The following is a 26,607-nucleotide window of genomic DNA, read 5'->3' as shown; positions in this document are numbered from 1 at the left end:
TTCCGCATGGAAATTATCAAACCTTGTTGAAATGACGGCTGGCGCAAACAAATGTTGCGATCAGGATTGAAAGTCTTCGTCAGGGCAAGTTTTTTGCAACGCGGTGCCTGAATCTCATGTATTTACATGAAATATTGCATACGTTAATTGCCTATTAGGCAAAAAGACATTATCCTGCTTAGCTCTTCTTTGGAAAGGCCTCTCGCCCGGCGGTAAAGAGCGTCATGCCACCAAATAAATCTTGGCTTCTTGTAGACGGACGCGAACATGCTCTTGCTTGATGCAATGCTGCTATGACGACACTTGTGTGACTACTTTCCAGAGAACGACAATGGATTCCCTACTGAAACACATGGTGGACATGACCGGGCACCGCGACCACACGATGCTCGACATTTCCGTGATCTCGGCGGTCCAGGAACTCGCTGCCGCGTCGCAGACCCGTGTGCTGGCCCTGACCACCGTGCGGGGCCAGGTGTTCGTGCGGTCGCGGGCCATCATCGTGGCGGGCAGCGTGGCCCGCATGGAAGAGCATACCGATCCTACCCTGCCGGGCGAACCGCTGTCGGACTACCCGGCGCTGGCCGCCTGCATCGCGCGCCATGAGGCGAGCGCCGACACCCTGTGCGCCGACGGCCGCCACCTGCTGTGGCTGCCCATCTGGATCGGCGACCAGGTCACCACCTGCCTGGAAATCACCAATCCCACGCCATACACGGGCGCCACCATCCAGGTGATCGGCGGCATCGTCAGCGTGTACCGCAATTTCCAGAACCTGCTCGACTACAGCGAACGCGATTCGCTCACCGGCTTGTTGAACCGCAAGACCTTCGACGACCAGCTGGCGAAAATCCTGCAAAGCCGCGGCGAACCGGAAGCGGACAAGCCGCGTCCCGTCGATGAAGAACGGCGCCACCATACGGACACGGAGCGGCAATGGCTGGCCGTGATCGACGTCGATCATTTCAAGTTGGTCAACGACAAGTTTGGCCACCTGTATGGCGATGAAGTGCTGATCCTGATCGCCAACCAGCTGCAATCGTCGTTCCGCTCGCAAGACCGCATCTTCCGTTTCGGCGGCGAGGAATTCGTCGTGCTGCTGCGCTCGATCACCCTGGAAAATGCGCAGAAAATCATCGACCGCTTCCGCACCAATGTCGAAGCGCACGACTTCCCGCAAGTGGGCAGGGTCACCGTCAGCGTGGGCTTCGTCAGCATCAACGCCTACGAAGCGCCCGTGATCATCCTGGGCCGCGCCGACCAGGCGCTGTACTACGCGAAAAGCCATGGCCGCAACCTGGCTTGCCACTACGACGAGCTGGTGGCCAAGGGCTTGCTCACCACCATCACCTCGAACGATACGGCGGAGTTCTTCTAAGCATCCGCGAGGGAGAGAAAACGCATGGGATCGACCTGCCACTTGGCAGCGGACTCATGGCCGACGATCTTGTCCGCGCCGCCGAAGCCGAAACCGCGCGACAGGTCGACTGTTTCCGGCTTGATGTAGGTCTTGCTCTTCGTACTGAAAAACACATTCACTTTCGGCGCCAGCAGATTGCTCTCGTGCGCTTCGATGACGACGGCCAGGCGGCCCGATTCCAGCATCACCATGGTGCCTACCGGATAGATACCCACGCAGCGCATGAAATCCTGCGCAAACACGGGATTGAAGTGGAATTTGCTCCACTCGTAGATCTTGCGCAAGGCTTCGGCTGCGGGAATGCCCTTGTGATAGCTGCGGTCCGACGTCAGCGCGTCGTACACATCGACGATGGCGGCCATCTGCGCCAGTTCGCTGATGGCGTCGCCCGCCAGCTGGTCCGGGTAGCCGCTGCCGTCGCGCCGTTCGTGGTGGTGCAGGGCGATGTCGAGCGGAATGGCGCCCACCTCGGGCGAGCGGCGCAGGATGTCGTAGCCATCGCGCGGATGGCACTTGATCAGGGCAAACTCTTCCGGCGTCAAAGGTCCGGGTTTGTTCAGCACGCTATCGGGCACCAGCGCCTTGCCCGTGTCGTGCAGCAAGCCGCCCAGGCCCGCCTGGTGCGTGGTGGCCGCATCGATGCCCCGCGAGCGGCAAAACGCCACCAGCAGCGCGCACACGCTGACGGAATGCAAAAAGGTGTAGTCATCCTTGCTCTTGATGCGCAACAAGCCGACGAGGGCACCGGGATTGCGCAGGATCGATTCGGTGATATCTTGCACCGTGTGCTGCACGCGGTCGATCTCGACCGCCTTGCCCAGGCGCACGTCGGCCATCACCGTGCGCACCAGGCTCGACGCCTGCCGCCGCACCTGCGTGGCGCGCGCCAGCTCCATGCCCAGCGACACGCGCGTGACCACTGGCGGCGCCGTGACGATCTGCACCAGTTCGCGCTCGGTGGCGGCCTGCGCCTGCGCCACGGTGGGCGCGTCCTGCACGTCAAGGCCCCTGCCGCTGTCGATCACCACGTCATGGATGCCGGCCTGCACGATCTTGCGGATTTCATCATCGCTGCGCAACAGGAAACGGTTGCGCACGAACGGATGCGTCATCCAGTCGCAACTGAGGTCATGGATGTACATGCCCACTTTTAATTGAGACGAATCAACTTTCTTGAGCATGCTGTCATCCCACAAATACCCGGCTGGAGCACCGAAGGCGCTAGAATGAGTATAACAAAATTGTTATTCTGCTGGCCGCGTTCGGCGCTGCGGCGCAACACCCTGTTTTTTCCGCTCACCGCGCTGTTGCCGGCCCCGTGCCTGGCAACGGCGCACGCACCGCATCCGGGATCCATGGAACTACGCCAATTACGCTACTTTGTTGCCATCGTCGACCACGGCTCGCTGTCGCGCGCGGCCCTGGTCCTGCACGTGGCGCAGCCGGCCCTGACGCAGCAGCTGCGCCAGCTGGAAGAGGAACTGGGCGTGCAGCTGCTGCACCGCTCGGCCCAGGGCGTGCTCAGCACCGATGCGGGCAAGGTGTTTTACGAACACGCGCAAGCGATCCTGAAACAGGTGGCCGACGCCCGCTCGGCCGTCACGCAAAGCGCCACGCGGCCGTCCGGCAATGTCACCCTGGGTTTGCCGCACAGCATCTCCGGCGCCCTGGCCCTGCCCCTGCTGCTGGCCGCGCGCGAACGCTTTCCTGAAATCACCCTGCAGCTGACGGAAGAAATCACGGGCAACCTGAACGAACAATTGAAATCGGGCCGCATCAACCTGGCCGTGCTGTTCGACGATGGCCAGCTCACGCCGTTTGCCTGCAGCCCCCTGGTGGAAGAGGAGATGCGCTTTATCTGCCGCAGCGATTCGCCATTCGCGCCCCTGGGCGCCGCACTGTCGTTCCCGCAGGCATTGAGCGCCACCCTGATCCTGCCGGGCCTGCAGCACGGCGTGCGCCCGCGCATCGACAGCCGCGCCCGCGAACTGGGCCTGGAGACGGCCAACGTGATCGAGATCAACTCGATTGCCATCCTGAAATCGGCCATCCTGGCCGGCATGGGCGCCACCATCCTGCCGGCCGCCCCCCTGCTGGCGGAGCTGGACAGCGGCGCCATGCGCAGCTATGCCATCCACAGCCCCGTGCTGTCGCGCACGGTAGCCCTGTGCGCCTCGAAAAACATTCCCCTGACAAACGCGGGCAACGCCGTGAAAAACCTCGTGCTGCAAGTAGCCGCCGAGCTGTGCGGCAGCGGGCGCTGGGTGGGGGCGCATGTGCTGTCCGCATAGTATCGTCCGCGCATCGCCATGCTAAAAATACTATCAATTATTTCCATAAGGAAATATCATACTGCATTATCTATTTCACAATAATGCCTTATGCCATATTTTCGCCCTCTCTTGTCTTTCCTGTTTGTCTGCACGGGCGCCCTTGGCGCATGGCATGGCGCCATGGCCGGCGTGCCAGAAAAATCCATGCCCGCCTTCGAATTACTGCTGCGCGACGTCACGCACCCCATCAAGAGTGAGGATATCGACGTCATCGTCTTCATGTCGCAGGAAGAATGCACGCCAGCCACCACCAAGAATCTGTTCGGTACAGTCTTAGCAAAAGACAATACGTCCATGCTGCATAGCTGGACTTGCCGCGCACTGATGGAAGCGGCCGCCGATCCCGCGCAAAAGCTGGCGTTCATCCCCACGCTGTCGAGCGCGAAACAGCCTTCCGCCCTGGCTACCGCGCAGGCGTTGCCAGCAAGCCCGACGGGACGCCGCTATGCCGCCCTCGTCGACTGGCATATCGAGAACGTCACTTCTACGTCGAGCTGCAGCTTCATCGCCTGCGTTTTTTCCTTCACCATGAGCAGCGAAATCGCCGTCGTTGACCGCCTCGACAACAAGTTGATCTGGCACTCGATCCAGAATATCCCCAATTCCATCTTCTCCGACCACTATGACGAAAAGACCGGCCCGGGCATGGGCGCGCAGGCGATCTCCAGGGCGCTCAGCCCCGTGCTGGCGGAAAACTGGGCGCAGCTCGCCGACGCCGCAGGCGTGCTCCGCAGCACGGCGCTGGAAACGGACCCCGCCATCGCCCCTCCCGGCACGGCCCTGGGCACGAAAGCCAACCTGATCATCTTCAACGACTACAACAACAGCAGCAAGCACAGCAGCGACGCGTACGAGGGGCGCTTTTACAGTCTGAAGGGGGCGCACTTGCCGAAAAAAGCCAATTTCACCTCTTACAATGCCGCCTACAGAAGCTACGTTGCCTTGCAATTAGTACCCGGGAAGTACGACATCTCGTTCACAACAGAACCGTATAGCGTGGAGATCCAGGCCGGCGGCGCGCCCGTGTATCTGCGTTTATCCAGGGGGATGTTCAACAAGACGAATGTGGACAGAATCGATGCAGGAGAAGCCTTGGCACTGGCCCTGAAATCGACCAATATGCTCTTGCCGGAAGCGACGCCCGCCTCCCACCCGCAGCGGGCCCGTCCCGTTTTCTGGACACAGCCCTGAGTCCTCGCAGCTCCCCCAATGGCGGCTGGTCCGCCATATCATTTTTTCTTATACCCCCATCGGCAAAGCGTATTTGCCCACGCTCCTGACTCGTTCTACACTGACCACATTAACTATTTTAAATTTAAAATAGTTATGTGCCGCCCACACGCGGCCGTCCCGTCTGCACAGCGCGCGCCTTACCGGGCGCGCCCCTTGTACAGCCGTCATCTGAAACACCCTTTTGGAGACAGCCATGTCCGTGACCACGGAAAACGGCTCCGCAGCGTTCGCTAGAAACGCCGGTGCCGCGCCATCTACACCGCTTGAACCTTCCCGTTTGACCACCGTCAGCCTCGACGACAAATACACGGCCACTTCCGGCGCCATCTTCCTGTCCGGCATCCAGGCCCTCGTGCGCCTGCCCATGATGCAGCGCTTGCGCGACCAGGCAGCCGGACTGAACACGGCCGGCTTCATTTCCGGCTACCGCGGTTCGCCCCTGGGCGGCCTCGATGAAAACCTGTGGAAAGCCAAGAAACAGCTGGAAGCGCACCACGTGCAGTTCGTGCCCGGCGTCAACGAAGACTTGGCCGCCACGGCCGTCTGGGGTTCGCAACAGGTAGACCTGATCGGCCCGGCCAAGTACGACGGCGTGTTCGCCATGTGGTACGGCAAGGGCCCGGGCGTGGACCGCTGTGGCGATGTCTTCAAGCACATGAACCATGCGGGCACGGCCAAGCTGGGCGGCGTGCTGCTGGTGGCCGGCGACGACCATGGCGCGTATTCGTCGACCCTGCCGCACCAGTCCGACCACCTGTTCTCCGCCTCGATGATCCCCGTCCTGTATCCGTGCAATGTGCAGGAATACCTGGACCTGGGCATCCACGGCTGGGCCATGTCGCGTTTTTCCGGCTGCACGGTGGCCTTCAAGGCCCTGGCTGACACGGTCGAATCGTCGGCCTCCATCGATGCGGACCCGTTCCGCGTGGAAGTGAAGATTCCGCAGGACTTCGTCATGCCCGAAGGCGGCCTGAACGCGCGCCTGTCGAGCATCCCGCTGGGCCAGCAGGCGCGCAACCAGGAAGCGCTGATGCAGGACTACAAGATCTATGCGGCCCTGGCCTACGCGCGCGAAAACAAGCTCAACCACACGACCATCGACAGCCCGAACGCCAAGCTGGGCATCATCGCCTCCGGCAAGTCCTACCTCGATGTGCTCGAAGCGCTGGAAGAACTGGGCATCGACGAACAGATGGCGGCCGACGTGGGCATGCGCCTGTTCAAGGTGGCCATGCCGTGGCCGCTGGAACCGGACAGCGTGCGCGAATTCGCGCAAGGCCTCGATGAAATCCTCGTGGTGGAAGAAAAACGGCAAATCGTCGAATACCAGCTCAAGGAGCAGCTGTACAACTGGCGCGACGACGTGCGCCCCCGTGTCATCGGCAAATTCGATGAAAAAGGCGAATGGGTGGCGCCGCGCGGCGAATGGCTGCTCACGTCCAAGGCGGATTTTTCCGTCTCGCAAGTAGCGCGCGTCATCGCCAGCCGCATTGCGCGCCTGATTTCCGATCCCGTCACCTGCGACCTGATCAAGGCACGATTGAGTTTTCTCGACGCCAAGGATGCGGTCCTGAAAAAGGCCGTGAACACGCCGTTCCGCCCCGCCTTCTACTGCTCCGGCTGCCCGCACAACACGTCGACCAAGGTACCGGACGGCAGCCTGGCCCTGGCCGGCATCGGCTGCCACGTGATGGCCACGTCGATCTACCCGGAAATGAACAAGCTGACCACGCACATGGGCGGTGAAGGCGCGCCGTGGATCGGCCAAGCGGCGTTCTCGGAACTGCCGCACGTATTCCAGAACCTGGGCGACGGCACGTATTTCCATTCGGGCTACCTGGCCATCCGCGCCGCGCAGGCCGCCAAGGTCAACATCACCTACAAGATCCTCTACAACGACGCCGTCGCCATGACGGGCGGCCAGCCCGTGGACGGCCTCATCACCGTGCCCATGATGGCGCAGCAGGTGGCGGCCGAAGGCATTGCCCGCATCGCGCTGGTGACGGAAGATTTATCGCGCTACAGCGACCGCTCGAACCTGCCCGCCCACCTGACCTTGCACGACCGCAAGGACATGGATGCCGTGCAGCGCGAATTGCGCGAGGTGCCGGGCGTGTCCGTGCTGATCTACGACCAGACCTGTGCGGCCGAGAAGCGCCGGCGCCGGAAAAAAGGCGAGTATCCGGACGTCGCCAAACGCATGGTCATTAACGACGCCGTCTGCGAAGGCTGCGGCGACTGCGGCGTGCAATCAAACTGCGTGTCGATCTTGCCGAAGGAAACGGAATTTGGCCGCAAGCGCACCATCGACCAATCCTCGTGCAACAAGGATTATTCGTGCGCCAAGGGCTTTTGCCCCAGCTTCGTCACCGTCGAAGGCGGCAACCTGAAGAAAACCAAGACGGGCGCAAGCAAAGCGGGCGAGACGGACAACTTCGGCCCCCTGCCGGAACCGGTCCTGCCCGGCTGCGAGGCGCCGTACAACATCCTGATCAACGGCATCGGCGGCACGGGCGTCATCACCGTGGGCGCGCTGATGGGCATGGCGGCCCACCTGGAAGGCAAGGGCGCGTCCGTGCTGGACATGACGGGCATGTCGCAAAAGAACGGTTCCGTCACCTCGCACGTGAAGATCGCCCGCTCCCCCGCACACATCCGCGCCCAGCGCATCGCCACGGGCGAAGCGGACCTGATCCTGGGCTGCGACATGCTGACGGCCGGCGCGCAGGATGCCGTGTCGAAAATGCGTCCAGGCCGCAGCCTGGCCGTCGTCAACCTGCACGAACAGCCGCCAGGCACGTTCGCGCAAAATGCCGACTGGCAATATCCAACGGCGGAAGTGCGCCAGCTGATCGAGGAATCCGTGGGCGGCGCGGACGCGGCCGACTTCATCGACGCGACCAAACTGGCCACGGCGCTGATGGGCGACTCGATTGCCGCCAACCTGTTCATGCTCGGTTACGCGTGGCAAAAAGGCCGCATCCCGTTGACGGAAGCGGCCTTGCTGCGCGCCATCGAACTCAATGGCGTAGGCATCGAGTCGAACAAGAAAAGCTTCCTGTGGGGCCGCCGCGCCGCCGTCGACGTACGCCGCGTCACGCAGATCGCCACGCCGTCGCAAGCCATCATCGTGCAGATGCCGCAAAGCCTCGACAGCGTCATCAAGAAGCGCGTGGAGTTCCTCACCGCGTATCAAAATGCCGCGTATGCGGATGGTTACTTGACCCTGGTCAAACAGGTACGCGACCGCGAAAATACCCTGGGACTGGGGCAGAAACTGTCGACGGCCGTGGCGAAGAACTACTTCAAGTTGCTGGCCTACAAGGACGAATACGAAGTGGCGCGCCTGTACACGGATGGCCGTTTCGTGGAACAGTTGCAGCAGCAGTTCGAAGGCAATTTTTCCGTCAAATTCAACCTGGCGCCGCCGCTGTTCGCGAAAAAAGATGCCAAGGGCCATCTCGTGAAAGCGGAGTTCGGTTCGTGGATGTGGCACGCCTTCAAGCTGCTGGCGAAAGCCAAGGGGCTCAGGGGCGGCACCTTCGACGTCTTCGGCTATACGGCCGAGCGCAAGATGGAGCGCGCGCTGATCGTCGAATACCGCGAATTGGTGGCGGGAATGCTGGTCAATCTGACGGCGGACAACCTCGGCACCTGCGTGGAACTGGCAGCGTTGCCCGAGAAAATCCGCGGCTTCGGCCACGTCAAGGAAGCGGCCGTTGCCACGTATCGCCAGGACAAGGCGAGATTGCTGGCCAAGCTGGCGGACGGCAGCAAGCACGCGGCGTAAGCCAGCGGCGCTTGAATGAAAAACGCAGAGCCTTGGCTCTGCGTTTTTTTTATGCGTCCGGGCAGCGCCCCACGGTTGCCCCCGGCAACAGCACCGGTTGCCAGATTTCCTGCAAGCGTTCCGGTGGCGTGCCGGCCAGCAAGGATTGCAGCATCTCGACCATCTTCGCGCCCGCGCGGCGCAGGTCGGGCTGGTCGATGGTGGTGACGTTGATGCCGATCAAGGTGTCTTCCACATTGCCCCAGACGATGACGGAGATTTCCTTGCCGATTTCAATGCCCGCATCCATCAGCGCGCGCACCACGCCCACGCCGGACAGATGGTTGTCGACGATGACGGCCGTGGGACGGGGCGAGCAAGCCAGCAATTGCTGCATGGCCTGGTAGCCGCTGCGGCGATCGAAGGTATTGTCGAGCAGATAGCGGGGGTCGAGCTGCAAGCCCGCCTGGGCCATGCAGCGGATAAAGCTTTCCTTGCGCTCGAAGGCAAAGTGCAGATCCAGCGGCGCGCTCAGCAGCGCGATGCGCTGGTGGCCATGGGCCGCCAGGAACGACACGGCCAGGTCGATGCCCGTGTCATTGTCGTAGTCAAAATACGCATACGGCGCGTCGATGCGCGTGCGGCCATTCGCAACAAAGGGAAACTCCACCTTCGTCAGGTAGGCGATGCGCTCGTCGACCACCTTGGTGCGGCCCACCACCAGGCCATCGACCTGGCGCCCGCGCACCATGGTTTCATACGACGGCTGTTCGTTCTGCGGCGACACGGGAGCGATGATCAGGCTCATCTTCGACGCTTCGACGGCATCGGACATGCCATTCACCACGGAAAGAAAGACGCTGTCGCCCAGGTCGCTGGGCAGCAGCGGGTAGATCATGCCCAGCACATTGGTGCGGCCGACGGCCAGGCTGCGCGCCAGCGGGTTGGGCCGGTAGCCGACTTTCTTGGCGGCGGCCAGGACGATTTCACGGGTGCGGGAATTGACTTCCGGATAGCCGTTCAACGCCCTGCTGACTGTCGTTTTCGACATGCCGAGGGCAATTGCGAGGCTCTTGAGATTCATGTTCACTACCTGTCTGTATGGCAAAAGAAACCAACTCTGACCGTCAATTATAGCCCAGAGCGCCATACAGGCCCCGCATTCGCGTGCGCCGCCATGGTAGAAAAACAACAACACATTGACTATTTAGAAAGCAATGTTTTTAATGCATCCATATGTGCCGCCTCTGCAGCGTGGCATGGTCCATGGCAGACAGACAAGGACAAGCAAGCGAAGCGTGTACTCACTTTGACAATGATGCCGCCAGGCTCGGCATGCCAGTTCGGCAACACGGGGCGCGCACGATAAGATTATCAAGAAAGCATAATTAGCTGGAACTGTGCGAGAATTTGTCCTACTCTTGATTCAGGTAAAGATTACCGACTGGCATGTTGCGCCAGACACAACACATCAACCCGGGCCTCTCCCGTTACGCGCGCGCTGGGCATACTTTCAAAGGTGAACAATGTGGTCTCGCTAACGTCCGTCAACAATCTGCAAGCCTCGCTGGCCACGGCGCAACGCAGGGTCGAACAAGGCCAGAACCAGGTGCAACGCGACAGCGAACAACTGGCGCAAAGCCGCCAGCTGCTGGCGCGGGAACAGGAATCGCTGAGCCAGACGCAGCGCAGCAGCCAGCAAGCCCAGGCCGATGCCCCCGCCGCCGTACAGGCGCCGCAGCTGGACCAGGCGATCAAGGTGGCCGTGCCGCAACAAGCCCTCCCCGCCGCACCGAAAAACACGCCCCAGCTGAACAGCTATGGCCAGACTGTGGGACGCCTGATCGACGTGACGGCGTAGCGCAAGCTTACTTCGCCATTTCCTCTTCCAGCATCGCCAGCCACCACTTCTCGCCCTTCTTCGGCTGCGTCAGGTCCACCGTCTCGCCCATCTGCGGCGTGGCCAGGTTGACGCCCTGCTTTGCCGCCAGCCCCGCGATGCGGTCGAACGGTTCATGCCACGCGTGCAGCCCCAGGTCGAACGTGCCGTTATGCACGGGCATCAGCCACTTGCCGCGCAAGTCCAGGTGGGCTTGCAGGGTTTCTTCCGGCTGCATGTGCACGTCGGGCCACAGCTTGTCGTAGGCGCCCGTCTCGATCATGGTCACGTCGAACGGGCCGTACTTGTCGCCGATCTGCTTGAAGCCGCCGAAATAGCCGGAGTCGCCGCTGAAAAACACGCGCACGTCCGGCGCATCGATGACCCACGACGCCCACAGGGTCTGATTGCCATCAAACAAGCCGCGTCCCGAGAAATGCTGCGAGGGCGTGGCCACCAGTTTCACACCGGCGATCGTCGCGCCCTGCCACCAGTCGAATTGCTGCACCTTGTCCTTGGGTACGCCCCATTCAACCAGGGTATCGCCCACGCCCAGCGGCGTCACGAAGTGCTCCGTCTTGGCGGCCAGCTGCAGCACGGCGGCATGGTCGAGGTGGTCGTAATGGTCGTGCGACAGGATGACGGCCTTGATCGGCGGCAAGTCAGCGATGCTGATGGGCGGCTGGTGGAAACGCTTCGGCCCTGCCCACTGCACGGGCGAGGCGCGCTCGGAAAACACGGGGTCCGTCAGGAAGAATTCGTTGTTGAGTTTCAACAGCAGGGTCGAATGGCCAAGGCGGAACAGGCTGTTGTCGGGTGCGGCCAGCAGTTGCGCCCGGGTCAGCGCCTGCACGGGCACGGCTGCGGCCGGCACCGTGCTGTCCGGCTTGTCAAAGAAGAATGTCCACATCAGCTTGAGCGTTGCTGCCGTGCCCAGCTTGTGCATTTGCACGGGATTGCGGAACTTGCCGTCGTGGCGTTGTGGTGATTCAGCTAGCGCCGCAGGCTCGGCGCGCAAGGTGCAAGAACTCATGATGATCAGGACTCCCAGGAAGAAGAGACGACGTGCGACTCGGTGCAAGTGCATATGCGGCCCGGCAAAGAATTAACAAGGGTTAAATTACACTACACAGTGTAGTTCCTATTTCTGGCAAAGTAAACCAAGAGGTGTAAAATATTGTTTTCAAAGGAGATTTCCCGCCATGGCCGCACCGCAACGCCTCACCGACCGCAAGCGCGTCGCCATCGTCGATGCCGCCATCGCCGAGTTCCGCGAGCACGGTTTTGATGCGACCAGCATGGACAAGATCGCCGCCACGGCTGCCGTATCCAAGCGCACCGTGTACAACCATTTCCCCAGCAAGGACGAGCTGTTTGCGGAAATCCTGCAGCGCATGTGGGAAAGCAGCATGGCCCAGCCTGCCGTGCCCTATGTTGCCGACCAGCCCTTGCGGCCCCAGGTGCTGGCCCTGGTCGAGCAGAAGATGGACTTGCTGTGCGATCCGGCCTTCATCGACCTGGCGCGCGTGATCTTTGGCGAAACCATCCACTCGCCCGAGCGCGCGCAAGCGATGGTGACGCGCCTGAATGAAAAGGAAACGGGCCTGAATATCTGGATCCGCGCGGCGCAGCAGGACGGGCGCATCAAGGCGGGCGAGACAGTGGAAGTGGCGCACCTGCTGATGTCGCCGTTAAAAACCTTTGCCTTCTGGCCGCAGATCACCCTGGGCGAGCCCCTGCTGGGTCCGGCACGCCGGCGCGAAGTGACGGCACTGGCCGTCGATATCTTCCTGTGCTACTACGGCGTGACAAAACAGACGGCATAAACGGGCGGCAAGTGGGCAGACAAGGTCTGCCAATGTTCGCCCCCATCGCCCGAATACCAGGCGCCGCCCGTCGTCGACGCCATCACCAAACTGCGCCCATCGTCGGCCAGCGCCAGCCCATGGCGGTACACGAGGTCGTAGCAATGCTGCTGCGGCAAGCCCTCGCGCAAGACCTCGAAACTCTTCCCCCCGTCGCGCGTGCGCGTCACGGCCAGCGCGCCGTCTATGGGGATGCGCAGCACGTCCGCCTGCGCGGGCACGAACCAGGCCGTATCGCCATCGCGCGGGTGCACGGCCACGGCAAAGCCGAAATGCGACAGGGGCGCCGTCGTCACTTCCTGCCAGTGCCAGCCTGCATCTTCCGAATGCCAGATGCCGTTATGGTGCTGGCACCACAGCGCGTCCGGCGTGCCGGCGCTGCGCACGATGCGGTGCGGGTCTTGCACGGCTTCGTTTTCATCGAGCTCGGGCGGCATGTAGTCGGCGCGCATGCCCGTCGCGCTCAAGGCCCAGCTGGCGCCGCCGTCCAGCGTTTGCCAGACGCCGCCGCAGGACACGCCCACCAGCACCTTGTTGCTGTCGCGCGGATCGACGCAGATGCTGTGGATGCCGGGCACGTCATAGCCGCCGCCAAACCACTGCGCCCGCTGCGGCACGTTCCACAGGGACTCGACCAGCTGCCAGCTGTCGCCGCGGTCGCCGGAGCGGAACAGGCCGCCCGGCAGGGTACCCGCCCACAGCACGCCGGGCTGGTCCTCGCCGCCGACCGCCAGCGACCAGATCTGCCGCAAGGTCCAGTCCACCGCATCGCTGCTGTCTTCGGGCTTGGCGGGATAGGCGGGCACGGCGACTTCCTGCCACGCGCTGGCGCCCCCGTCGAGCCGGTGCAGCTTGGCGCCGAAGTGGCCCAGGTTCAGGGCCGCGTACAAGGTGCCGTCGCGGCCGTCGTGCAGCAGCATGGACACGGGATCGCCGGCAAACTGCACCAGCGCCAGCTGCCAGGCGCCGGCCGCATCGACATCGAACTGGAACAGCCCCTTGCGGGTGCCGAGATACGCGCGCTGCGGGGCTGCTGTCATGGCGTCAACCTCCTGAAAGGGCCTGCAAGATATACACCTGGCTGTCGGGCCGCAAGGCGTCGTCGAGCACGCGCCGCTCGCGGCAGCGCGCGCCATCGATGAAGATCACCACATTGGGGCGCAGCGCGCCCTGTTCGTCAAGCACGTAGCCGCGCAGGCGCGGCTGCCGGGCAAACGCGGCATCGAGGGCGGCGCGCAGGCGTGGCGCGTCCACGGCCACCACAGGGACGTCGAGGAAACGTGCCAGTTGCTGCGTAAAGTGCAAGTGCGCCATGCTGCCTTCGACGTCATCGGCCTGGTCCTCATTCTAGTCCCCTTTGCGGCCAATACAATTAAAATAGAGGCAAGCACACATGGAGGCCAGGCATGACGATTACCCCGGAAGAACTAGCGGTGCTGATGCAGGAAGTGGAAGTGGCCGACCCCATCGATTTTGCCGACCTGCCCTTCGACGAGCAGGAATTGCGCGGACTGATCGCCAACCACCTGTGCGAGATGGCCGACGCGATGGAAAGTTTCAGCCCGGAAGACCGCAACCTGGCGCTGCTGGCCGTGGCGGCCAAGCTGGTGCTGGAAAACCTGGTATTGCACGTGCAACTGCTGCGCCGCCACGGCCTGCCCGTCAGCGACAGCGTGGACGCGCTGCTGCAGCGCCTCAAGGGCGGCAAGCCCACCTGAGTCAGGTGCCGTGCAAGCGGCAGGCGGCTACTGCAGGTTGATGGCCGTCAAGACCATGCTGCCGCCAGGTAGATCCGTGCCCTGGCGGATGTACAGCACGCCATGGCGCGACAACGCCAGGCTGCCCCCCATGCGGTAAGTCCAGACGGTCTTGTGGCTGGCCAGGTCGATCGCATAGGTATTGTTGCGCCCGCCAACAAACAGCAGATTGCCGGTGACGATCAGGTCGCCGCCGAAGTACGCGTCGAAGGCCGTATCCAGGGGCCAGCTCCACAGGACCGCGCCGTCGCCGAGCCGGCGCGCTTCGAGCGCCTGGCTGGCCTGGTTGCCCACATACACGACGCCCTGCGCCACCACCGGCTGCGTGCTGAACTGTCCCTGCACCGTCCAGCGCACGGCGCGGCTATGCACGTCAACCAGACTCAGGCTGTTATTCGCCGCCTCGCCGGCCAGCGGCCGCTGATTGAGCAGCAGCACGCTGTCCGCATCGGCCAGCACGGGCGCCTGGCGCAGGCTGCTCTTGTTCAGCCCGCCCAGCACCTGCCCCGGCACCGCCACGCTGAAGCGGGCCTTGCCATCTGCGATATTGAACGCCGTCAATGTCCCTGCCGCATGGCTGTACACCGTGTCCCCATTGACGGCGGGCGTCCAGTCATTGACGTTGCCCAGCTTGGACAAGCCAAGGCTGGCAGACCAGCGTGTCTGCCCCGCCGCCGCATCGATGCCGCTGATATCGTTATTGCCCCCCACGTAGACATTGCCGCCAAAAAAGGTGGGCGCCGTCGCCAGGGAAACCCCCAGCAGCGTGCCATTCGTATTCGGCGGACGCACGCCGAGCGGCACACCGCCGGCATGCGCATCGAAGACATGCACGGTATCGTAGCCAGCCATGGCCAGCTTGCCGCCCGAAACGGCCGGCGCGCCCAGATAGCCATCGGACGTGAGCGACTGCGTCCAGCGCGCCTGGCTGTCGCTCTCGTTGAGCGCCGTCACGGTCGAGGTGGTGACGTATTTGGTGCTGCTGCCTTCCACCGGCGCGGCCGATTGCTGGCTGACATACACGAGGCCATTGGCAGCCACCACGGGACTGCCGACGACCGCGCGCGGGGAACTGGGGCCCAGCCAGGTCCAGCGCCGCGTGAAGCGGCGGCTGTCGAAGGTGGCCGGCACCAGGCCCGTATGCGCGGCATTGCCATTCACGCCTTCCCAGTCGCCCACGCCGGGCAAGGCTTGCAGTGCGCCCATGCTGCCGGCGAGCGGCGCGACGGTGACCTGGTAATCCATGCTTTCCGTCTTGTACACCCCCACCGTGAGCGGCAAGGATAGCTCGATCTTGCCCGCGTACACCCCGGGAGCCAGGCCAGGCACCGCCTTGAACGTCAGCAGCCAGCTGCCGTCTGCCTGCTTCTGGCGGTCGGCCTGCTGCAGCACGCCGACCGTGCCGCTGGCCGGTTTTTCATGCGACTGGGGACGCGTATCGGTCACGCCATCGGCCAGGCGCACTGTTACGTGGATGTCATCGCAGATGGCGCCAGGCTGGGCCGTGCAGCTGCTGCTGACTGCCGACAAGGTCATGCCGGGTTTTTCCTGCAAGCCAGGCGGTACGCCAACAGCACCGCCGGAACCGCCGCCACAGGCGGACAAGGTCGTCGTGATAGCCAGCGGCAATGCGGCGGCCCGCCACAACAAAGGGAATAATGTACGCATGCGATATCCATGTTGAGGTTTCATTTCCTCCCCAATGGAGGTGTGCTGGAAACCTGAATCGAATGTTATAGCATGGGAAACATTGCCAAAATCTAACAAATACTCACGCCGGTGCTTTACTTGCGCACGGCCCGCGCCTGGATGGTGATATCGCTTTCGGCCACGGCCACGCAGGGCAGGATGTAGCCATCCAGCCGTTCATCGGGACTGATGCCGGGCCAGTCCACCGTGTAGCGTATCGTTCCTTCGGGCATGTGGCAGATGCACGTGCGGCAGGTGCCATTGCGGCAGGAACTGAACAGGCGGATGCCGGCCAGTTCGGCGGCGGCCAGCAGCGTGGTGCCGGCCTCGGCCGGAAATTGCCAGCCTTGGGGAAGGATAGTGATGGTAAAGGGCGCGTGCATGCGCCAGTGTAACAGTCAGCTTGCCAAGGTCGTCCAGCTAGCGCCATCCCCATGGCTGCGCAGCACGGCTTCCGCAAAGGCCAGGCCCGCCACGCCATCGACCACCGTCGGCAGCCAGCGCGCCGCCTCCGGCACCGGTTCCCCCGCTTGCAGGGCGCGGATGCGCAAGGCCGCATCCAGGTACAGCTGGGCGAATGCTTCCAGATACCCCTCCGGATGGCCGGCCGGCACGCGCGTGGCATGGCGCGCCGCCGCGCTGTCGACCCGGCCCGGGCGCAGCAGCTGGCGGTTGCCGCCCTGCGGCGTGAACCATAATTCGTTCGGCTGTTCCTGGTCGAAATCGAGCTGCGCCTTGCTGCCGAACAGGCGCAGGCGCACCGTGTTTTCGCAACCGGTCGCCACCTGGCTGGCCCACAGGGTGCCCTTCGCGCCGTTCGCATAGCGCAGCATCACCTGCACGTGGTCATCCAGGGTGCGGTGCGGAACAAAGGTCGACAATTCCGCCAGCACGGCATGCGGCGTCAATCCGCTGACGAATTGCGCCAGGTGATACGCGTGCAAGCCCACGTCGAGCAGGACGCCGCCGGGCCCCGCCTTGCGCGGGTCGTTATGCCAGTTGCCTTCGCTCATGCCACCCGCCCCAATCGCATCGGCCAGCCAATCCTGCGAATACTCCACTTGCACGAGGCGCAGCTCGCCGATGTCGCCTGCCTCGACCATGGCTTTCGCGTGGCGCAGCAGCGGATAGCCGCTGTAGGTATGCGTGAGCGCAAACAGCAGATTTTTCTGCCTGGCCAGCGCCGCCAGCGCCTGGCCTTCCGCCAGAGATATTCCCAGCGGCTTGTCGCAGATCACGTGGATGCCCGCTTCCAGGAATGCCGTGGCGACGGGCGCATGCAAGTGATTGGGCGTGACGATGGCCACCGCTTCGATGCCGTCCGCGCGCGCACTTTCCGCCTGCGCCATGGCGCAGTAATCGCTGTAGCAGCGGTCCGGTGACAGGTGCAGCGCGGCGCCGCTTGCCTGCGCGCGCGCCGGGTCGGACGACAGGGCGCCCGCCACCAGTTCATACTGGTCATCGATGCGCGCCGCGATGCGGTGCACGGCGCCGATGAACGCGCCCTGCCCGCCCCCTACCATGCCCAAGCGTATCCGTCGCTGCATGTCGTCTCCTTAATTCAAGCCAAGCAAGTGATGAATTTGATCCTGGTCAACCGCGCTGCCCGCGAAATCGTCGAATGCGTGTTCGGCCACGTGGATGATGTGTTCGCGGATGAAGCGCGCCCCTTCGGCCGCCCCATCCTCCGGATGCTTCAGGCAGCATTCCCATTCCAGCACGGCCCAGCCTGGAAAGTCGTACTGCGCCATCTTGGAAAAAATCGCCTTGAAGTCGATCTGCCCGTCGCCCAGCGAGCGGAAGCGCCCGGCCCGGTCTTGCCAGTCGCCATAGCCGCCGTACACGCCCTGGCGCCCGTTGGGCCGGAATTCCGCATCCTTGACGTGGAAAGCCTTGATGCGCGCATGATAGATGTCGATGAAGGCCAGGTAGTCGAGCTGCTGCAGCACGAAGTGGCTGGGATCGTACAGGATGGACGCGCGCGGGTGGTCGTCGACGGCGGCCAGGAAGCGCTCGAACGTCACGCCGTCGTGCAAGTCCTCGCCCGGATGCAGTTCATAGCACAGGTCCACGCCCGCCGCGTCAAACGCGTCGAGGATGGGCAGCCAGCGTTTCGCCAGTTCCGCGAACGCCGTCTCCACCAGGCCGGCCGGGCGCTGCGGCCATGGATACAGATAGGGCCAGGCCAGCGCGCCGGAAAACGTCACGTGCGCTCGCAAGCCCAGGCGCTGCGAAGCGGTGGCCGCCCACAGCAGCTGCTGCGTGGCCCAGGCCGTGCGGGCAGCGCTGTCGCCGCGTACGTGCTCGGGCGCAAAGCCGTCGAACAGCGCGTCATAGGCGGGATGCACGGCGATCAGCTGGCCCTGCAAATGCGTGGACAATTCCGTCACCTGCAAGCCATGGCGCGCCAGCAGGGCGACGACGTCATCGCAATACTGCTGGCTGCTGGCCGCCTGCTCCAGATCGAACAGGCGCGGCGCCGTGGGCAGCTGCAAGCCCTTGTAGCCCAGGCCGGCCGCCCATTGCGCCAGGTGCTCGAGCGAGTCGAACGGCGGCGCGTCGCCGAGAAACTGGGCCAGGAAGATGGCCGGGCCCTGGATGGTTTTCATATCGATGTCCTGTTAGATAAAGCCGGGGGCAGACCCTCAATGCCGCTAACGCAAAGGTCATTGCTAGCGGGCGAGGGGGTCTGACCCCAGATTTTAAAAAGGCGAGTTCGGAAAGTAGAACTGCTTGGCATTCTCGCGCGTGATCAGCACCGAGGGGATGATCGTATTGGCCGGCAATTTATCACCTTTCAGGCGCGCTTCCGTCGTCAGCTTGATGGCGTCGTACATGAACTTGGGCGAGTACGACACGTCGGCCACGATCAGCGGGTCGGAACCATCCATGATCTTCTTCACGGCGCCCTTCGCGCCCGCGCCGCCGAACACTTGCTTGATGTCCGTGCGCTTGGCTTGCGCGATGGCCTTTTGCACGCCGATGGCCATGTCGTCATCGGCGGCCCAGACGGCGTCGATGTGCTTGAAGCGGGTCAGGTAATCCTGCATGACCTTGAAGGCATCGTCGCGGTTCCAGTTGCCGTACTTGGCGTCGAGCACCTTGATGTCGGGATGGCCCTTCATGACGGCGGAAAACGCGTCGTAGCGCTCGTTGTCCAGGGTGGTCGGCATGCCGCGCAGCGCGACGATATTGCCCTTGCCATTCAGGCTTTTCGCCAGATATTCGGCCGGCAGCTTGCCGAAGGCCGTGTTGTCGCCCGCGATATACGCATCCTGCGACTGCGTGTTCGTCAAGCCACGGTCCACCACCGTCACGTACACGCCCTTGTTTTTCACCTGCGCCACGGGCTGCGTCAGCGAGGCCGACTCGATGGGGAAAATCACCAGGGTGTTGATCTTGTTCACCGTCAACATGTCCTGCAACTGGTTCGCCTGCTCGGGCGCCGTGGCGGCCGTCTTGACGATGATCTTCAGCCCCGGATGGGCCTTTTCCAGCTCCGCCTTGGCCTGGTTGGCCCACCAGACAATGCCCGAGGTAAAACTGTGCGTGGCCGTGGGGATGGCCACGCCGACGACCAGCTTTTCTGCGGCCTGCGCACTCGGCAGCGCCCACGCCTGCATCACCAGCACTGCCATCCCTGCTACCCGTATAAAGCTCTTCATGCTGCTCTCCTCCAAGGTTGTGGGCGCCCGGTGGCCGCCCTTTCAGAACGCCGCTCTTGTTTTATTTGCGGCCTCGCTGCAGGAAGGCGACGGCGATGATCACCACGCCTTGCACTGCGGCATTCAGGTAGACACTGATGATGCTGGTCAAATTCAGGATATTGCTGATCACGGACAAGAGGATGGCGCCGATCACGGTACCGACGATGCGCCCTTCTCCCCCCTTGAGGGCCGTGCCGCCCACGACGACGGCGGCGATCGCTTCCAGTTCCCACAGCAAGCCCGTCGTGGGCGTGGCCGAGCCCAGGCGCGGCACGTACAGCACGGTGGCGATGCCCACGCACACGCCCAGCAGCATGTAGGTGGCGATCTTCACCTTGTCGACATTGATGGCCGCATAGCGCGCCACTTGCTCGTTGGAACCAATCGCCTGCACATGGCGGCCAAAGGTCGTGCGGTTGAGGATGATGGCGCCCCCCGCCGCGACGAAGAGGAAGATCCAGATGGGGATGGGCGCGCCCAGCACGCTCGTGTAGTAGACGGGGCTGTACAGCTCGGACAGGGTGGCATCCAGGGTCAGCGCGCCGCCGTCGGCCAGGTACGTCAAGACGGCGCGGAAGATGCCCAGGGTACCCAGGGTGACGATGAACGGTTCGATATTGCCCTTGCTGATCAACAGGCCATGCATGAGGCCAAAGCCGGCGCCCAGGACCAGGGCCATGGCGATGCCCAGCACCAGCATGGTGATCGGCGCCAGGTTGCCGCCCGCCCCTTGCGCCAGCGCATTCATGAAATAGATCATGCAGCCCGCAATCAGGGCTGCCATCGAGCCCACCGACAAATCGATGCCGCCCGAGATGATGACGAAGGTCATGCCGACGGCGATGATGCCGATGAAGGCCGTGCGCGTGAGCACGTTCATCAGGTTGTCCAGGGTGGCGAAGTCGCCATTGAGCAAGGTGCCCGCGATGCACAGGGCAAGCAGACCCAGCACGGGGCCAAAGCCCTTGATGCGCGCGCCCAGTCTGGCGATGCTGGCACCGGTGGCGCCGGTGGATACGGTGGTGTCAGTGCGTGCCGGTTGCATGGGCAATCAACTCCTCTTCGGTCAGGTGGTCAGCAGACAGGGTGGCTTGCAAGGTGCCGGCGCGCATCACGGCGACCCGGTGGCACAGGCCGATCAATTCGATCAGTTCGGATGAAATCACGATCACGGCGCGCCCTTCGGCAGCCAGGCGGTGGATCAGAAAATAAATGTCGCGCTTGGCGCCCACGTCCACGCCACGGCTCGGTTCATCGAGCACGACGACACGGGGGTCCGAATGCAGGTATTTCGCCAGCGCCAGCTTTTGCTGGTTGCCGCCCGACAGCATGCGCGCACGGCTATCGAGGTCGCCCGTGCGGATATTGAAATCCTCGACGGCCTTGGCCAGCGCCGCCTTTTCCGCTGTCACGTCCAGCCACGGCCGCGCATAGCGCTCCATCGTCATCAGGGTGAGGTTTTCGCGCAAGCCCAGGTTCACGTGCAAGCCCTTGCCCTTGCGGTCTTCGCTCAAGTACGTCATGCCGTGCTGCATCGCTTGCCTGGGCGTGCGGATATTCACGGGCTGGCCGTTCAGATGAATCACGCCCGCGCTGCGCGGACGCAAGCCCAGCAAGGCTTCGAACGATTCCGTGCGCCCTGCCCCCACGAGGCCTGCAAAGCCCAGCACTTCGCCCGCGCGCACCTCGAAGGACAAGTCCCTGGACCAACCCGGCACCGTCAGCCCCTCGACTTTCAGCAACACAGGAGCTTCTTTCGCCAGCGCCACTTTCGCGGGGAACATGTCCGACAGTTCGCGCCCCACCATCAGGTTCGCCATCTGCTGGCGCGTGAGGCTGGCCGTCGGCTCGCGCGTGACGAAACGCCCGTCGCGCATGACGATGACCTCGTCCGTGTTGCGCTCCACTTCGTCGAGCTTGTGCGAGATATACAGGATGGTGACGCCATCGCTTTTCAGCTGCGCCATCACGGCAAACAAACGCTGGGTTTCCGATGACGTCAGGGTGGCAGTGGGCTCATCCATGATCAGGAAGCGGGCGCGGCGCGACAGGGCCTTGGCGATTTCCACCAGCTGTTTCTCGGCCACGATGAGGTCGCGGATTTTCGTGTCGGGCGACACGTCCAGGCCCACCTGTTTCAGATAGCGCGACGCTTCCTCGCGCATGGCGGCCTCGTCCAGCAGCCATCCGCGCGTCTTTTCGTGGCCGAGGAACATGTTTTGCGCCACCGTCAGGTGCTCGGCCAGGTTGAATTCCTGGTGGATCAGCACGATGCCGGCGCTTTCCGCCGCGCGCGAGCTGCTGAAACGCCGGGGCTGGCCATCGATCAGCAACTGCCCTTCGCTCACGCCTTCATAGCCGGCGAGGATTTTCATCAGGGTCGACTTGCCGGCGCCATTTTCGCCCAGCAAGCCATACACGCGCCCCGGCGCCAGGGTAAAACTGACGCCATGCAAGACGCGCACGGGGCCGAAATCCTTGCAGACCCCCTCGAAACCGACGGCAACGCTCACTATGCACTCCCTCGCAACACCAAATGATGGTTCAGCAGCACGCCCGGCACCTGCGCCGCCGGGTCCGCCAAGCGCTGCAGCAGCAATCGGGCCGCCGTCTCGCCCAGCTCGCGCATCGGTTGCGCGATGGTGGTGAGGCCGGGGTCGATCTGCGCGGCGATGGCGATATCGTCGAAGCCGATCACGGCCACGTCTTCGGGCACGCGCCTGTTCAGCTGGCGCAGCGCGCTCAGCACGCCGATGGCCAGGGTGTCGGAGACGGCAAAGATGGCCGTGGGCGCATCGGCTCCCGCCATCATCTGCAACGCGGCGGCCGTGCCCGCTTCATAATCGAGGCTTTGCACCGTGTGCACCCACTGCGGCTGCACGGGCAAGCCGGCGGCCGCCAGGGTGTCCAGATAGCCTTGCTGGCGTTGCCGCGCGTACAGATAGCGTTCATCCGAGTTGATCAGGCCAATGCGCGTATGGCCGCGCGCCAGCAAATGCGCGACGGCGTCGGACGCGGCCCGGTGGTTGTCGATGCCGACATAGGGCACGGCCACGGCGGGGTCGAATTCGCAGCAGGCCACCCAGGGCAGGCTGACGGATTCATGCGACAGGGCATGCTGCACCGTATCCGGGTCCAGGCAGATGGCGCCATCGGCGCGGTGCATGCGCAGCAAGTCGAAATACGAGCGCTCGCGGCCCGCATCGGCACCCGTGTCGCACAGCAAGACGAAATAGCCATGTTCGCGCGCCACCGTGTCGATGCCGCGCACGATCTGCGCGTAGAACGGGTTGCCCACGTCGGGCACCATGGTCAGCAGCATGCGGCTCTCGGCCGTGCGCAGGCTGCGCGCCAGATGGTTCATGCGGTAGCCCAGCGCCGCCACGGAAGCGAGCACCTTGTCGCGCGTGGGCGCCCGCACCCCCGCCTGCTCGTTCATCACGCGCGAGACGGTGGCCACCGACACGCCCGCATGCGCGGCGACGGCGCTGATGGAGACGGTTTCTGCGGGCAAGGATGATGGGACGGCTGGCGACATGGGACTTTTCAATAAAATGTAATCGATTACATTTATAGGCCAGTCAGGCGTGCGATGCAAACATTATCGATGCTGCAATGCGCAAAAAACAGGCAGGAAATCGGCAGGAAAAGAGAAAAATACGGCCCTGCGCGGGCCGCCTACAGCAGCTATTTCTGGGCTTGCCAAGCGTTCTGCTGCACGGCAAAACCGGCACGCACGGCGGCGAGGGCCGCCACCCACAGGATCAGGCCGGCACCGAGGCAGCCGACGGGATGCAAGGGGCCGTGGCGCACGGTCAGCGGATAGCCGATCGCCCACACGCACAGCGCCATGCCGATCGCCACGTGGCGGCGCGCCTTGAACAGCCAGGCCAGTGGAAAGAAATGCAGGCCCACGATGAAAATGACGGCGGGTATGAACCACGCCTGCAAGCCCAGGTTTTTCAGGACGTTGCCGACGATGAAGATGGCGATCCATTGCCCCGCGTTCACGATATTGAACAGCCGGCCCACGCGTTTGGCCTGCGGCGTTTGTTCCGCCGCCGCATGCGCGGCCCGGTGGCGGCGGAACTGGCGCCACGCCAGCATGAACAGCAAGACGGTGATGCCGGCCACCGGCAGCAAGCGCAAGGGATGCGCGCCATACGTCTGCACGCACCAGGCGGCCACCCACAGGCCGCCAAACAGGGAAAAAAACATGGCGCCGATGGCGCTACGGGCAAGCGCGGCGGCAGGGTCGGGTTGCGGCAAGGTCATGGCGTGTTCTCGCAGTGAAAGAGCTTACTTCATCATCGCACAAAACGTTTCGGGATTGCCGTCAAGAATGACGCCGCTGGGCAAGCGGTGGCTGCGCTGCTGGGCCCGCAGTAGGGACGCGGCCAGGGCCGAGTCCCCATCGACGGCATACACGAAAACGGGCATGTTCAGGCTGGCGGCATCGGCCAGCAAGGCCGGATTGGCGTCCAGGCTGCGGGCATCCACGTGCACGCCCGCCGGCATGCCGATCTGCTGCTGCACGCGCTGCAGCCACGGCTTGTCCAGCTTGGGCGGGCGGGCATTTTTCGCGATATAGCGGCTGACCCGGTTGGCGCCGGCCGCCTGCGCATTGCGCGCGTCAAACACGAGCAAGCCCAGGTAGCCCTGCGGGTCGGCGCGGCGCGCGCACGCGAGGTTGTTCGGCACGCCCGAGGTCAAAAACCAGTTGCCGTGCTTGATATTCGTACGCAACTGCCCCACCAGGGCCGCGATGGGTGCGCACGACGCCACCACATCCTTGATTTCCGCATTCAGGGTCTTGGCCGGGAATGCCGTCGCCAGGTCGGCGACATCGCTGACGAACGGCGGCGTTTCCGGCGTGGCCACGCCGCGGTTCTTCATGCTGGCAGCGCGCCAGTCGTCGGCCGTCAATTGTTTCACGGTGCGGGGCGAGCCCGTGTCGACCACTCTGCCCGTCAGCAGGTCGTGGTGCACCACCCAGCTGCCGTCGCCCAGCAGCTGCAAATCCGTCTCGACGCCGTCCCAGGTGCCGAAATACGTGTTGCGCAGCGCGCTCAGCGAGTTTTCCGGCGCATTGCCCGCGCCCCGGTGCGCATGCACCTTCATGCCCAGGCAATCGGCCTGTACAAACGTGCTGGCCATGCTGAGCAGCAAGGCCAGTGCGGCCGCCTTATTTTTGTTGCGGGTGATAGCCATAGTGAATTCCCTGCAAAACGTGGATGCGGATCGCTTCGTTGACGGGGTAGCTGTAGCCCTGCCCCACCGCCACGACGTGCGTGATATTGGCCAGCAAGCCCTTGCCGGCGATTTGCCAGCGCGTGCTGTCGCCGTCGGCCTGGCGGTTCCAGTCCAGCATCTGGCGGAACAGCTCGCTTTTCGTGACATTATTGTCCGACAGGGTAAAAATGCCCCAGGTTCCCAGGAAGGCGCCGGCCAGCACGCCCGTGGCGATCCAGGCGGAGCGTCGGCTCAGCTGGCCGTCGGCGCCCGCCTGCTCGCCCCGGCGCGCCGCCAGCACCAGCAAGCCCACGGTGGCGACCAGATACAGCAGCTTCGAGAAGTGGCCGATGGCACCCAGCAAGGAAAAGAACAGGGCCACGGGCGGCACGATGGCCGCGCGCGCCGCTTCCTTGCCCTCTGCATAGTACTTGCCGCCCACTTCGAAGTCGTTGCGGCTGGCGCGGTACTCCACCAGCTTTTCCGCTGTCTGGCGCGCGGCGAACTGGTCGAACAGACGGCTGAACTCGGCTGGGCTCGCATACGCATCCTGCACCACGGCGCCCTTGGGCAAGCGCAAGCCCTTGCTCGCCTCGCTGCCATCGCCGCCGTCGGGCCCGTCGCGCAGCAAGGCCTGGATGCCGGGGCGCGCCACGAAGGCGGGGAAGGACAAGCCAGACGGAATGCGGTCGCCCTTGACGTGCAAGCCCTTGCCGGCCGCTTCCGACGCATAGCGGCGCTTGACGGCCAGACGGAACGATAACTGGTCGGCAGGATGCCAGTTGGCCGAGACGGGCACTTTCTTGCGCACATTGCTGACCACGGCCGCCTTGCGCCGTGCCGGCACGGAATGGGGCTGCCAGCCGTGGCGCGACAGGCTTTGCCGGTAATCGTTCCAGGCCGATTCCTGCTGCTGGCGCAAGCCCGCGTCGTCGTCGGGAATGATGCCCGAATACAGTTTCCACTTATCGCGCACTTCGCCGATCGCCTGCTGGTACTTGTCATAGTAGCCGGCCGCGCCGCCCGCGATCTTGCGGACATTGAAATTGATCAACTGCTCCTTGGCCGGCTCCATGCGTTCATCGAGGTGGCCGACCGATACAGCCAGGAACGGGAACAGCGCGAGAAAAGCCTTTCCCTCGGGCTTGGCGAACAGGGTGGGATCGTCGACCAGGCCCTGCAATTGCAGGCTGCCGCCCACCAGCGAGCGCTGCATCAGGGTGGTGTTGAAGGCCAGGCGGCGAAATTGTGCATCGCGTGTTTCGACCAGCACCGTGACCGTGGTCTTCAAAATGCCGAACACGACCGCCGCCGTGGCGACGCAGCAAAAGATGATTTTTTTCCAGCTGGGGCCGCTGCCATTGTTCTTCAGCCGCCGGCGCCACATCAGTTGCAGCACCACGAGCGCGGCGGCGATGCCCGACAGGCTGCGGCCATAGAATTCCACGCCCTCCACGTCCTGCGGCTTGACGTCGCCGCCCACCACGTCGAGCAGACGGGCATTGAAGCCCAGCTCGAAGCACAGGTACATGATCGTCAGGACGATCAGGATCAGGGTCTGCCGGATCTGCAGACTGCGCAAACTCGCGGCCATCTTATTTCCTCAGATCGATGACGACGGGCTTGATCTCTTCAGCCTGGAAAACCATGGGCGCCGCCGGCGCGGCAGCGGCGGCACGCGGCGCGGGCAGGCTGATGGCGGCGGGCGCCGCCTTGGCCGCGC

Annotated in this window: 23 protein-coding genes; 7 read left to right on the top strand and 16 right to left on the bottom strand. The window is 63.6% G+C overall.

Annotated features, from left to right (window positions below):
• Nucleotides 1-331: 331 nt before the first annotated feature.
• Nucleotides 332-1,378: a GGDEF domain-containing protein gene (locus GCN75_RS06860; protein WP_152255499.1), complete on the top strand. Its 1,047-nt coding sequence runs from the start codon at nucleotides 332-334 to the stop codon at nucleotides 1,376-1,378.
• On the opposite strand, the gene GCN75_RS06855 is transcribed toward GCN75_RS06860, so the two are convergent.
• Nucleotides 1,375-2,601 (bottom strand): HD-GYP domain-containing protein, encoded by a 1,227-nt coding sequence (locus GCN75_RS06855; RefSeq protein ID WP_152281945.1) that lies wholly within the window; start codon nucleotides 2,599-2,601, stop codon nucleotides 1,375-1,377. The genes GCN75_RS06860 and GCN75_RS06855 overlap by 4 nt on opposite strands.
• A 174-nt stretch (nucleotides 2,602-2,775) precedes the next feature.
• Between GCN75_RS06855 and GCN75_RS06850 the strand changes: the two genes are divergently transcribed.
• The 3 genes from GCN75_RS06850 (at nucleotide 2,776) to GCN75_RS06840 (ending at nucleotide 8,776) form a co-directional block, all read left to right on the top strand.
• Complete coding sequence (locus tag GCN75_RS06850; RefSeq protein WP_152281944.1) at nucleotides 2,776-3,711, top strand: LysR substrate-binding domain-containing protein; 936 nt, start codon at nucleotides 2,776-2,778, stop codon at nucleotides 3,709-3,711.
• Nucleotides 3,712-3,897: 186 nt separating this feature from the next.
• Nucleotides 3,898-4,944: a hypothetical protein gene (locus GCN75_RS06845; RefSeq protein WP_152281943.1), complete on the top strand. Its 1,047-nt coding sequence runs from the start codon at nucleotides 3,898-3,900 to the stop codon at nucleotides 4,942-4,944.
• A 235-nt stretch (nucleotides 4,945-5,179) separates the two neighbouring features.
• Nucleotides 5,180-8,776, top strand: a complete 3,597-nt coding sequence (locus GCN75_RS06840) for an indolepyruvate ferredoxin oxidoreductase family protein (protein WP_152281942.1) — start codon at nucleotides 5,180-5,182, stop codon at nucleotides 8,774-8,776.
• 49 nt (nucleotides 8,777-8,825) lie between these two features.
• On the opposite strand, the gene GCN75_RS06835 is transcribed toward GCN75_RS06840, so the two are convergent.
• Nucleotides 8,826-9,839 (bottom strand): substrate-binding domain-containing protein, encoded by a 1,014-nt coding sequence (locus tag GCN75_RS06835; protein ID WP_152255503.1) that lies wholly within the window; start codon nucleotides 9,837-9,839, stop codon nucleotides 8,826-8,828.
• Nucleotides 9,840-10,283: 444 nt separating this feature from the next.
• Between GCN75_RS06835 and GCN75_RS06830 the strand changes: the two genes are divergently transcribed.
• Nucleotides 10,284-10,616, top strand: a complete 333-nt coding sequence (locus GCN75_RS06830; protein ID WP_152281941.1) for a hypothetical protein — start codon at nucleotides 10,284-10,286, stop codon at nucleotides 10,614-10,616.
• 7 nt (nucleotides 10,617-10,623) lie between these two features.
• Here the strand turns inward: GCN75_RS06830 and GCN75_RS06825 are convergent, their stop codons facing one another.
• A complete protein-coding gene (locus GCN75_RS06825) occupies nucleotides 10,624-11,667 on the bottom strand; it encodes an MBL fold metallo-hydrolase (protein ID WP_152281940.1) in 1,044 nt (347 codons plus the stop codon).
• A gap of 169 nt (nucleotides 11,668-11,836) precedes the next feature.
• Here GCN75_RS06825 and GCN75_RS06820 point away from each other — a divergent pair, with 169 nt between their 5' ends.
• A complete protein-coding gene (locus GCN75_RS06820) occupies nucleotides 11,837-12,460 on the top strand; it encodes a TetR/AcrR family transcriptional regulator (protein WP_152281939.1) in 624 nt (207 codons plus the stop codon).
• Here GCN75_RS06820 and GCN75_RS06815 read toward each other — a convergent pair.
• Complete coding sequence (locus GCN75_RS06815) at nucleotides 12,433-13,539, bottom strand: WD40/YVTN/BNR-like repeat-containing protein (protein WP_152281938.1); 1,107 nt, start codon at nucleotides 13,537-13,539, stop codon at nucleotides 12,433-12,435. The two genes, GCN75_RS06820 and GCN75_RS06815, sit on opposite strands and share 28 nt — an antisense overlap.
• A 4-nt stretch (nucleotides 13,540-13,543) precedes the next feature.
• On the bottom strand, nucleotides 13,544-13,813 hold the full coding sequence (locus GCN75_RS06810) for a MoaD/ThiS family protein (RefSeq protein ID WP_152281937.1): 270 nt from the start codon (nucleotides 13,811-13,813) through the stop codon (nucleotides 13,544-13,546).
• A 92-nt stretch (nucleotides 13,814-13,905) separates the two neighbouring features.
• Between GCN75_RS06810 and GCN75_RS06805 the strand changes: the two genes are divergently transcribed.
• Nucleotides 13,906-14,217 (top strand): hypothetical protein, encoded by a 312-nt coding sequence (locus GCN75_RS06805; protein ID WP_034783657.1) that lies wholly within the window; start codon nucleotides 13,906-13,908, stop codon nucleotides 14,215-14,217.
• 27 nt (nucleotides 14,218-14,244) lie between these two features.
• On the opposite strand, the gene GCN75_RS06800 is transcribed toward GCN75_RS06805, so the two are convergent.
• The 11 genes from GCN75_RS06800 to GCN75_RS06750 form a co-directional block, all read right to left on the bottom strand.
• Nucleotides 14,245-15,924 carry an outer membrane protein assembly factor BamB family protein gene (locus tag GCN75_RS06800; RefSeq protein ID WP_193317404.1) on the bottom strand — a complete coding sequence of 560 codons (1,680 nt, stop codon included), beginning with the start codon at nucleotides 15,922-15,924 and terminating at the stop codon, nucleotides 14,245-14,247.
• Between the two features lie 116 nt (nucleotides 15,925-16,040).
• Nucleotides 16,041-16,328 (bottom strand): 2Fe-2S iron-sulfur cluster-binding protein, encoded by a 288-nt coding sequence (locus GCN75_RS06795; protein WP_152281935.1) that lies wholly within the window; start codon nucleotides 16,326-16,328, stop codon nucleotides 16,041-16,043.
• Nucleotides 16,329-16,343: 15 nt separating this feature from the next.
• A complete protein-coding gene (locus tag GCN75_RS06790; protein WP_226941174.1) occupies nucleotides 16,344-17,492 on the bottom strand; it encodes a Gfo/Idh/MocA family protein in 1,149 nt (382 codons plus the stop codon).
• A 9-nt stretch (nucleotides 17,493-17,501) separates the two neighbouring features.
• Nucleotides 17,502-18,554: a sugar phosphate isomerase/epimerase family protein gene (locus GCN75_RS06785; RefSeq protein ID WP_152281934.1), complete on the bottom strand. Its 1,053-nt coding sequence runs from the start codon at nucleotides 18,552-18,554 to the stop codon at nucleotides 17,502-17,504.
• A 93-nt stretch (nucleotides 18,555-18,647) separates the two neighbouring features.
• Nucleotides 18,648-19,583, bottom strand: coding sequence for a substrate-binding domain-containing protein (locus GCN75_RS06780; protein WP_226941190.1), 936 nt, complete (start codon nucleotides 19,581-19,583; stop codon nucleotides 18,648-18,650).
• Nucleotides 19,584-19,671: 88 nt separating this feature from the next.
• On the bottom strand, nucleotides 19,672-20,697 hold the full coding sequence (locus GCN75_RS06775) for an ABC transporter permease (protein WP_152281932.1): 1,026 nt from the start codon (nucleotides 20,695-20,697) through the stop codon (nucleotides 19,672-19,674).
• On the bottom strand, nucleotides 20,678-22,165 hold the full coding sequence (locus GCN75_RS06770) for a sugar ABC transporter ATP-binding protein (RefSeq protein WP_152281931.1): 1,488 nt from the start codon (nucleotides 22,163-22,165) through the stop codon (nucleotides 20,678-20,680). Before GCN75_RS06770 ends, GCN75_RS06775 begins: the two co-directional genes overlap by 20 nt.
• A complete protein-coding gene (locus GCN75_RS06765; RefSeq protein ID WP_152281930.1) occupies nucleotides 22,165-23,190 on the bottom strand; it encodes a LacI family DNA-binding transcriptional regulator in 1,026 nt (341 codons plus the stop codon). Before GCN75_RS06765 ends, GCN75_RS06770 begins: the two co-directional genes overlap by 1 nt.
• A 149-nt stretch (nucleotides 23,191-23,339) precedes the next feature.
• Nucleotides 23,340-23,927 (bottom strand): hypothetical protein, encoded by a 588-nt coding sequence (locus GCN75_RS06760; protein WP_152281929.1) that lies wholly within the window; start codon nucleotides 23,925-23,927, stop codon nucleotides 23,340-23,342.
• A gap of 24 nt (nucleotides 23,928-23,951) precedes the next feature.
• Nucleotides 23,952-24,863, bottom strand: coding sequence for a glycerophosphodiester phosphodiesterase (locus GCN75_RS06755; protein WP_152281928.1), 912 nt, complete (start codon nucleotides 24,861-24,863; stop codon nucleotides 23,952-23,954).
• Complete coding sequence (locus GCN75_RS06750; protein WP_226941172.1) at nucleotides 24,838-26,478, bottom strand: hypothetical protein; 1,641 nt, start codon at nucleotides 26,476-26,478, stop codon at nucleotides 24,838-24,840. Before GCN75_RS06750 ends, GCN75_RS06755 begins: the two co-directional genes overlap by 26 nt.
• Between the last annotated feature and the right edge of the window lie 129 nt (nucleotides 26,479-26,607).

It is taken from the genome of Janthinobacterium violaceinigrum, from assembly GCF_009208555.1.
Classification (GTDB): Bacteria; Pseudomonadota; Gammaproteobacteria; order Burkholderiales; family Burkholderiaceae_D; genus Janthinobacterium; species Janthinobacterium violaceinigrum.
The sequence above is the reverse complement of the archived record's forward strand: the minus strand, read 5'-3'. Positions and strand labels throughout refer to the sequence as shown.

Coding starts and splice junctions, on each gene's coding strand:
- GCN75_RS06800 (WP_193317404.1), bottom strand. CDS start 15,924: ATGCGTACATTATTCCCTTTGTTGTGGCGGGCCGCCGCATTGCCGCTG.
- GCN75_RS06820 (WP_152281939.1), top strand. CDS start 11,837: ATGGCCGCACCGCAACGCCTCACCGACCGCAAGCGCGTCGCCATCGTC.
- GCN75_RS06750 (WP_226941172.1), bottom strand. CDS start 26,478: ATGGCCGCGAGTTTGCGCAGTCTGCAGATCCGGCAGACCCTGATCCTG.
- GCN75_RS06805 (WP_034783657.1), top strand. CDS start 13,906: ATGACGATTACCCCGGAAGAACTAGCGGTGCTGATGCAGGAAGTGGAA.
- GCN75_RS06810 (WP_152281937.1), bottom strand. CDS start 13,813: ATGGCGCACTTGCACTTTACGCAGCAACTGGCACGTTTCCTCGACGTC.
- GCN75_RS06860 (WP_152255499.1), top strand. CDS start 332: ATGGATTCCCTACTGAAACACATGGTGGACATGACCGGGCACCGCGAC.
- GCN75_RS06850 (WP_152281944.1), top strand. CDS start 2,776: ATGGAACTACGCCAATTACGCTACTTTGTTGCCATCGTCGACCACGGC.
- GCN75_RS06795 (WP_152281935.1), bottom strand. CDS start 16,328: ATGCACGCGCCCTTTACCATCACTATCCTTCCCCAAGGCTGGCAATTT.
- GCN75_RS06765 (WP_152281930.1), bottom strand. CDS start 23,190: ATGTCGCCAGCCGTCCCATCATCCTTGCCCGCAGAAACCGTCTCCATC.
- GCN75_RS06755 (WP_152281928.1), bottom strand. CDS start 24,863: ATGGCTATCACCCGCAACAAAAATAAGGCGGCCGCACTGGCCTTGCTG.
- GCN75_RS06815 (WP_152281938.1), bottom strand. CDS start 13,539: ATGACAGCAGCCCCGCAGCGCGCGTATCTCGGCACCCGCAAGGGGCTG.
- GCN75_RS06825 (WP_152281940.1), bottom strand. CDS start 11,667: ATGAGTTCTTGCACCTTGCGCGCCGAGCCTGCGGCGCTAGCTGAATCA.
- GCN75_RS06780 (WP_226941190.1), bottom strand. CDS start 19,583: ATGGCAGTGCTGGTGATGCAGGCGTGGGCGCTGCCGAGTGCGCAGGCC.
- GCN75_RS06835 (WP_152255503.1), bottom strand. CDS start 9,839: ATGAATCTCAAGAGCCTCGCAATTGCCCTCGGCATGTCGAAAACGACA.
- GCN75_RS06845 (WP_152281943.1), top strand. CDS start 3,898: ATGCCCGCCTTCGAATTACTGCTGCGCGACGTCACGCACCCCATCAAG.
- GCN75_RS06785 (WP_152281934.1), bottom strand. CDS start 18,554: ATGAAAACCATCCAGGGCCCGGCCATCTTCCTGGCCCAGTTTCTCGGC.
- GCN75_RS06760 (WP_152281929.1), bottom strand. CDS start 23,927: ATGACCTTGCCGCAACCCGACCCTGCCGCCGCGCTTGCCCGTAGCGCC.
- GCN75_RS06840 (WP_152281942.1), top strand. CDS start 5,180: ATGTCCGTGACCACGGAAAACGGCTCCGCAGCGTTCGCTAGAAACGCC.
- GCN75_RS06775 (WP_152281932.1), bottom strand. CDS start 20,697: ATGCAACCGGCACGCACTGACACCACCGTATCCACCGGCGCCACCGGT.
- GCN75_RS06855 (WP_152281945.1), bottom strand. CDS start 2,601: ATGCTCAAGAAAGTTGATTCGTCTCAATTAAAAGTGGGCATGTACATC.
- GCN75_RS06790 (WP_226941174.1), bottom strand. CDS start 17,492: ATGCAGCGACGGATACGCTTGGGCATGGTAGGGGGCGGGCAGGGCGCG.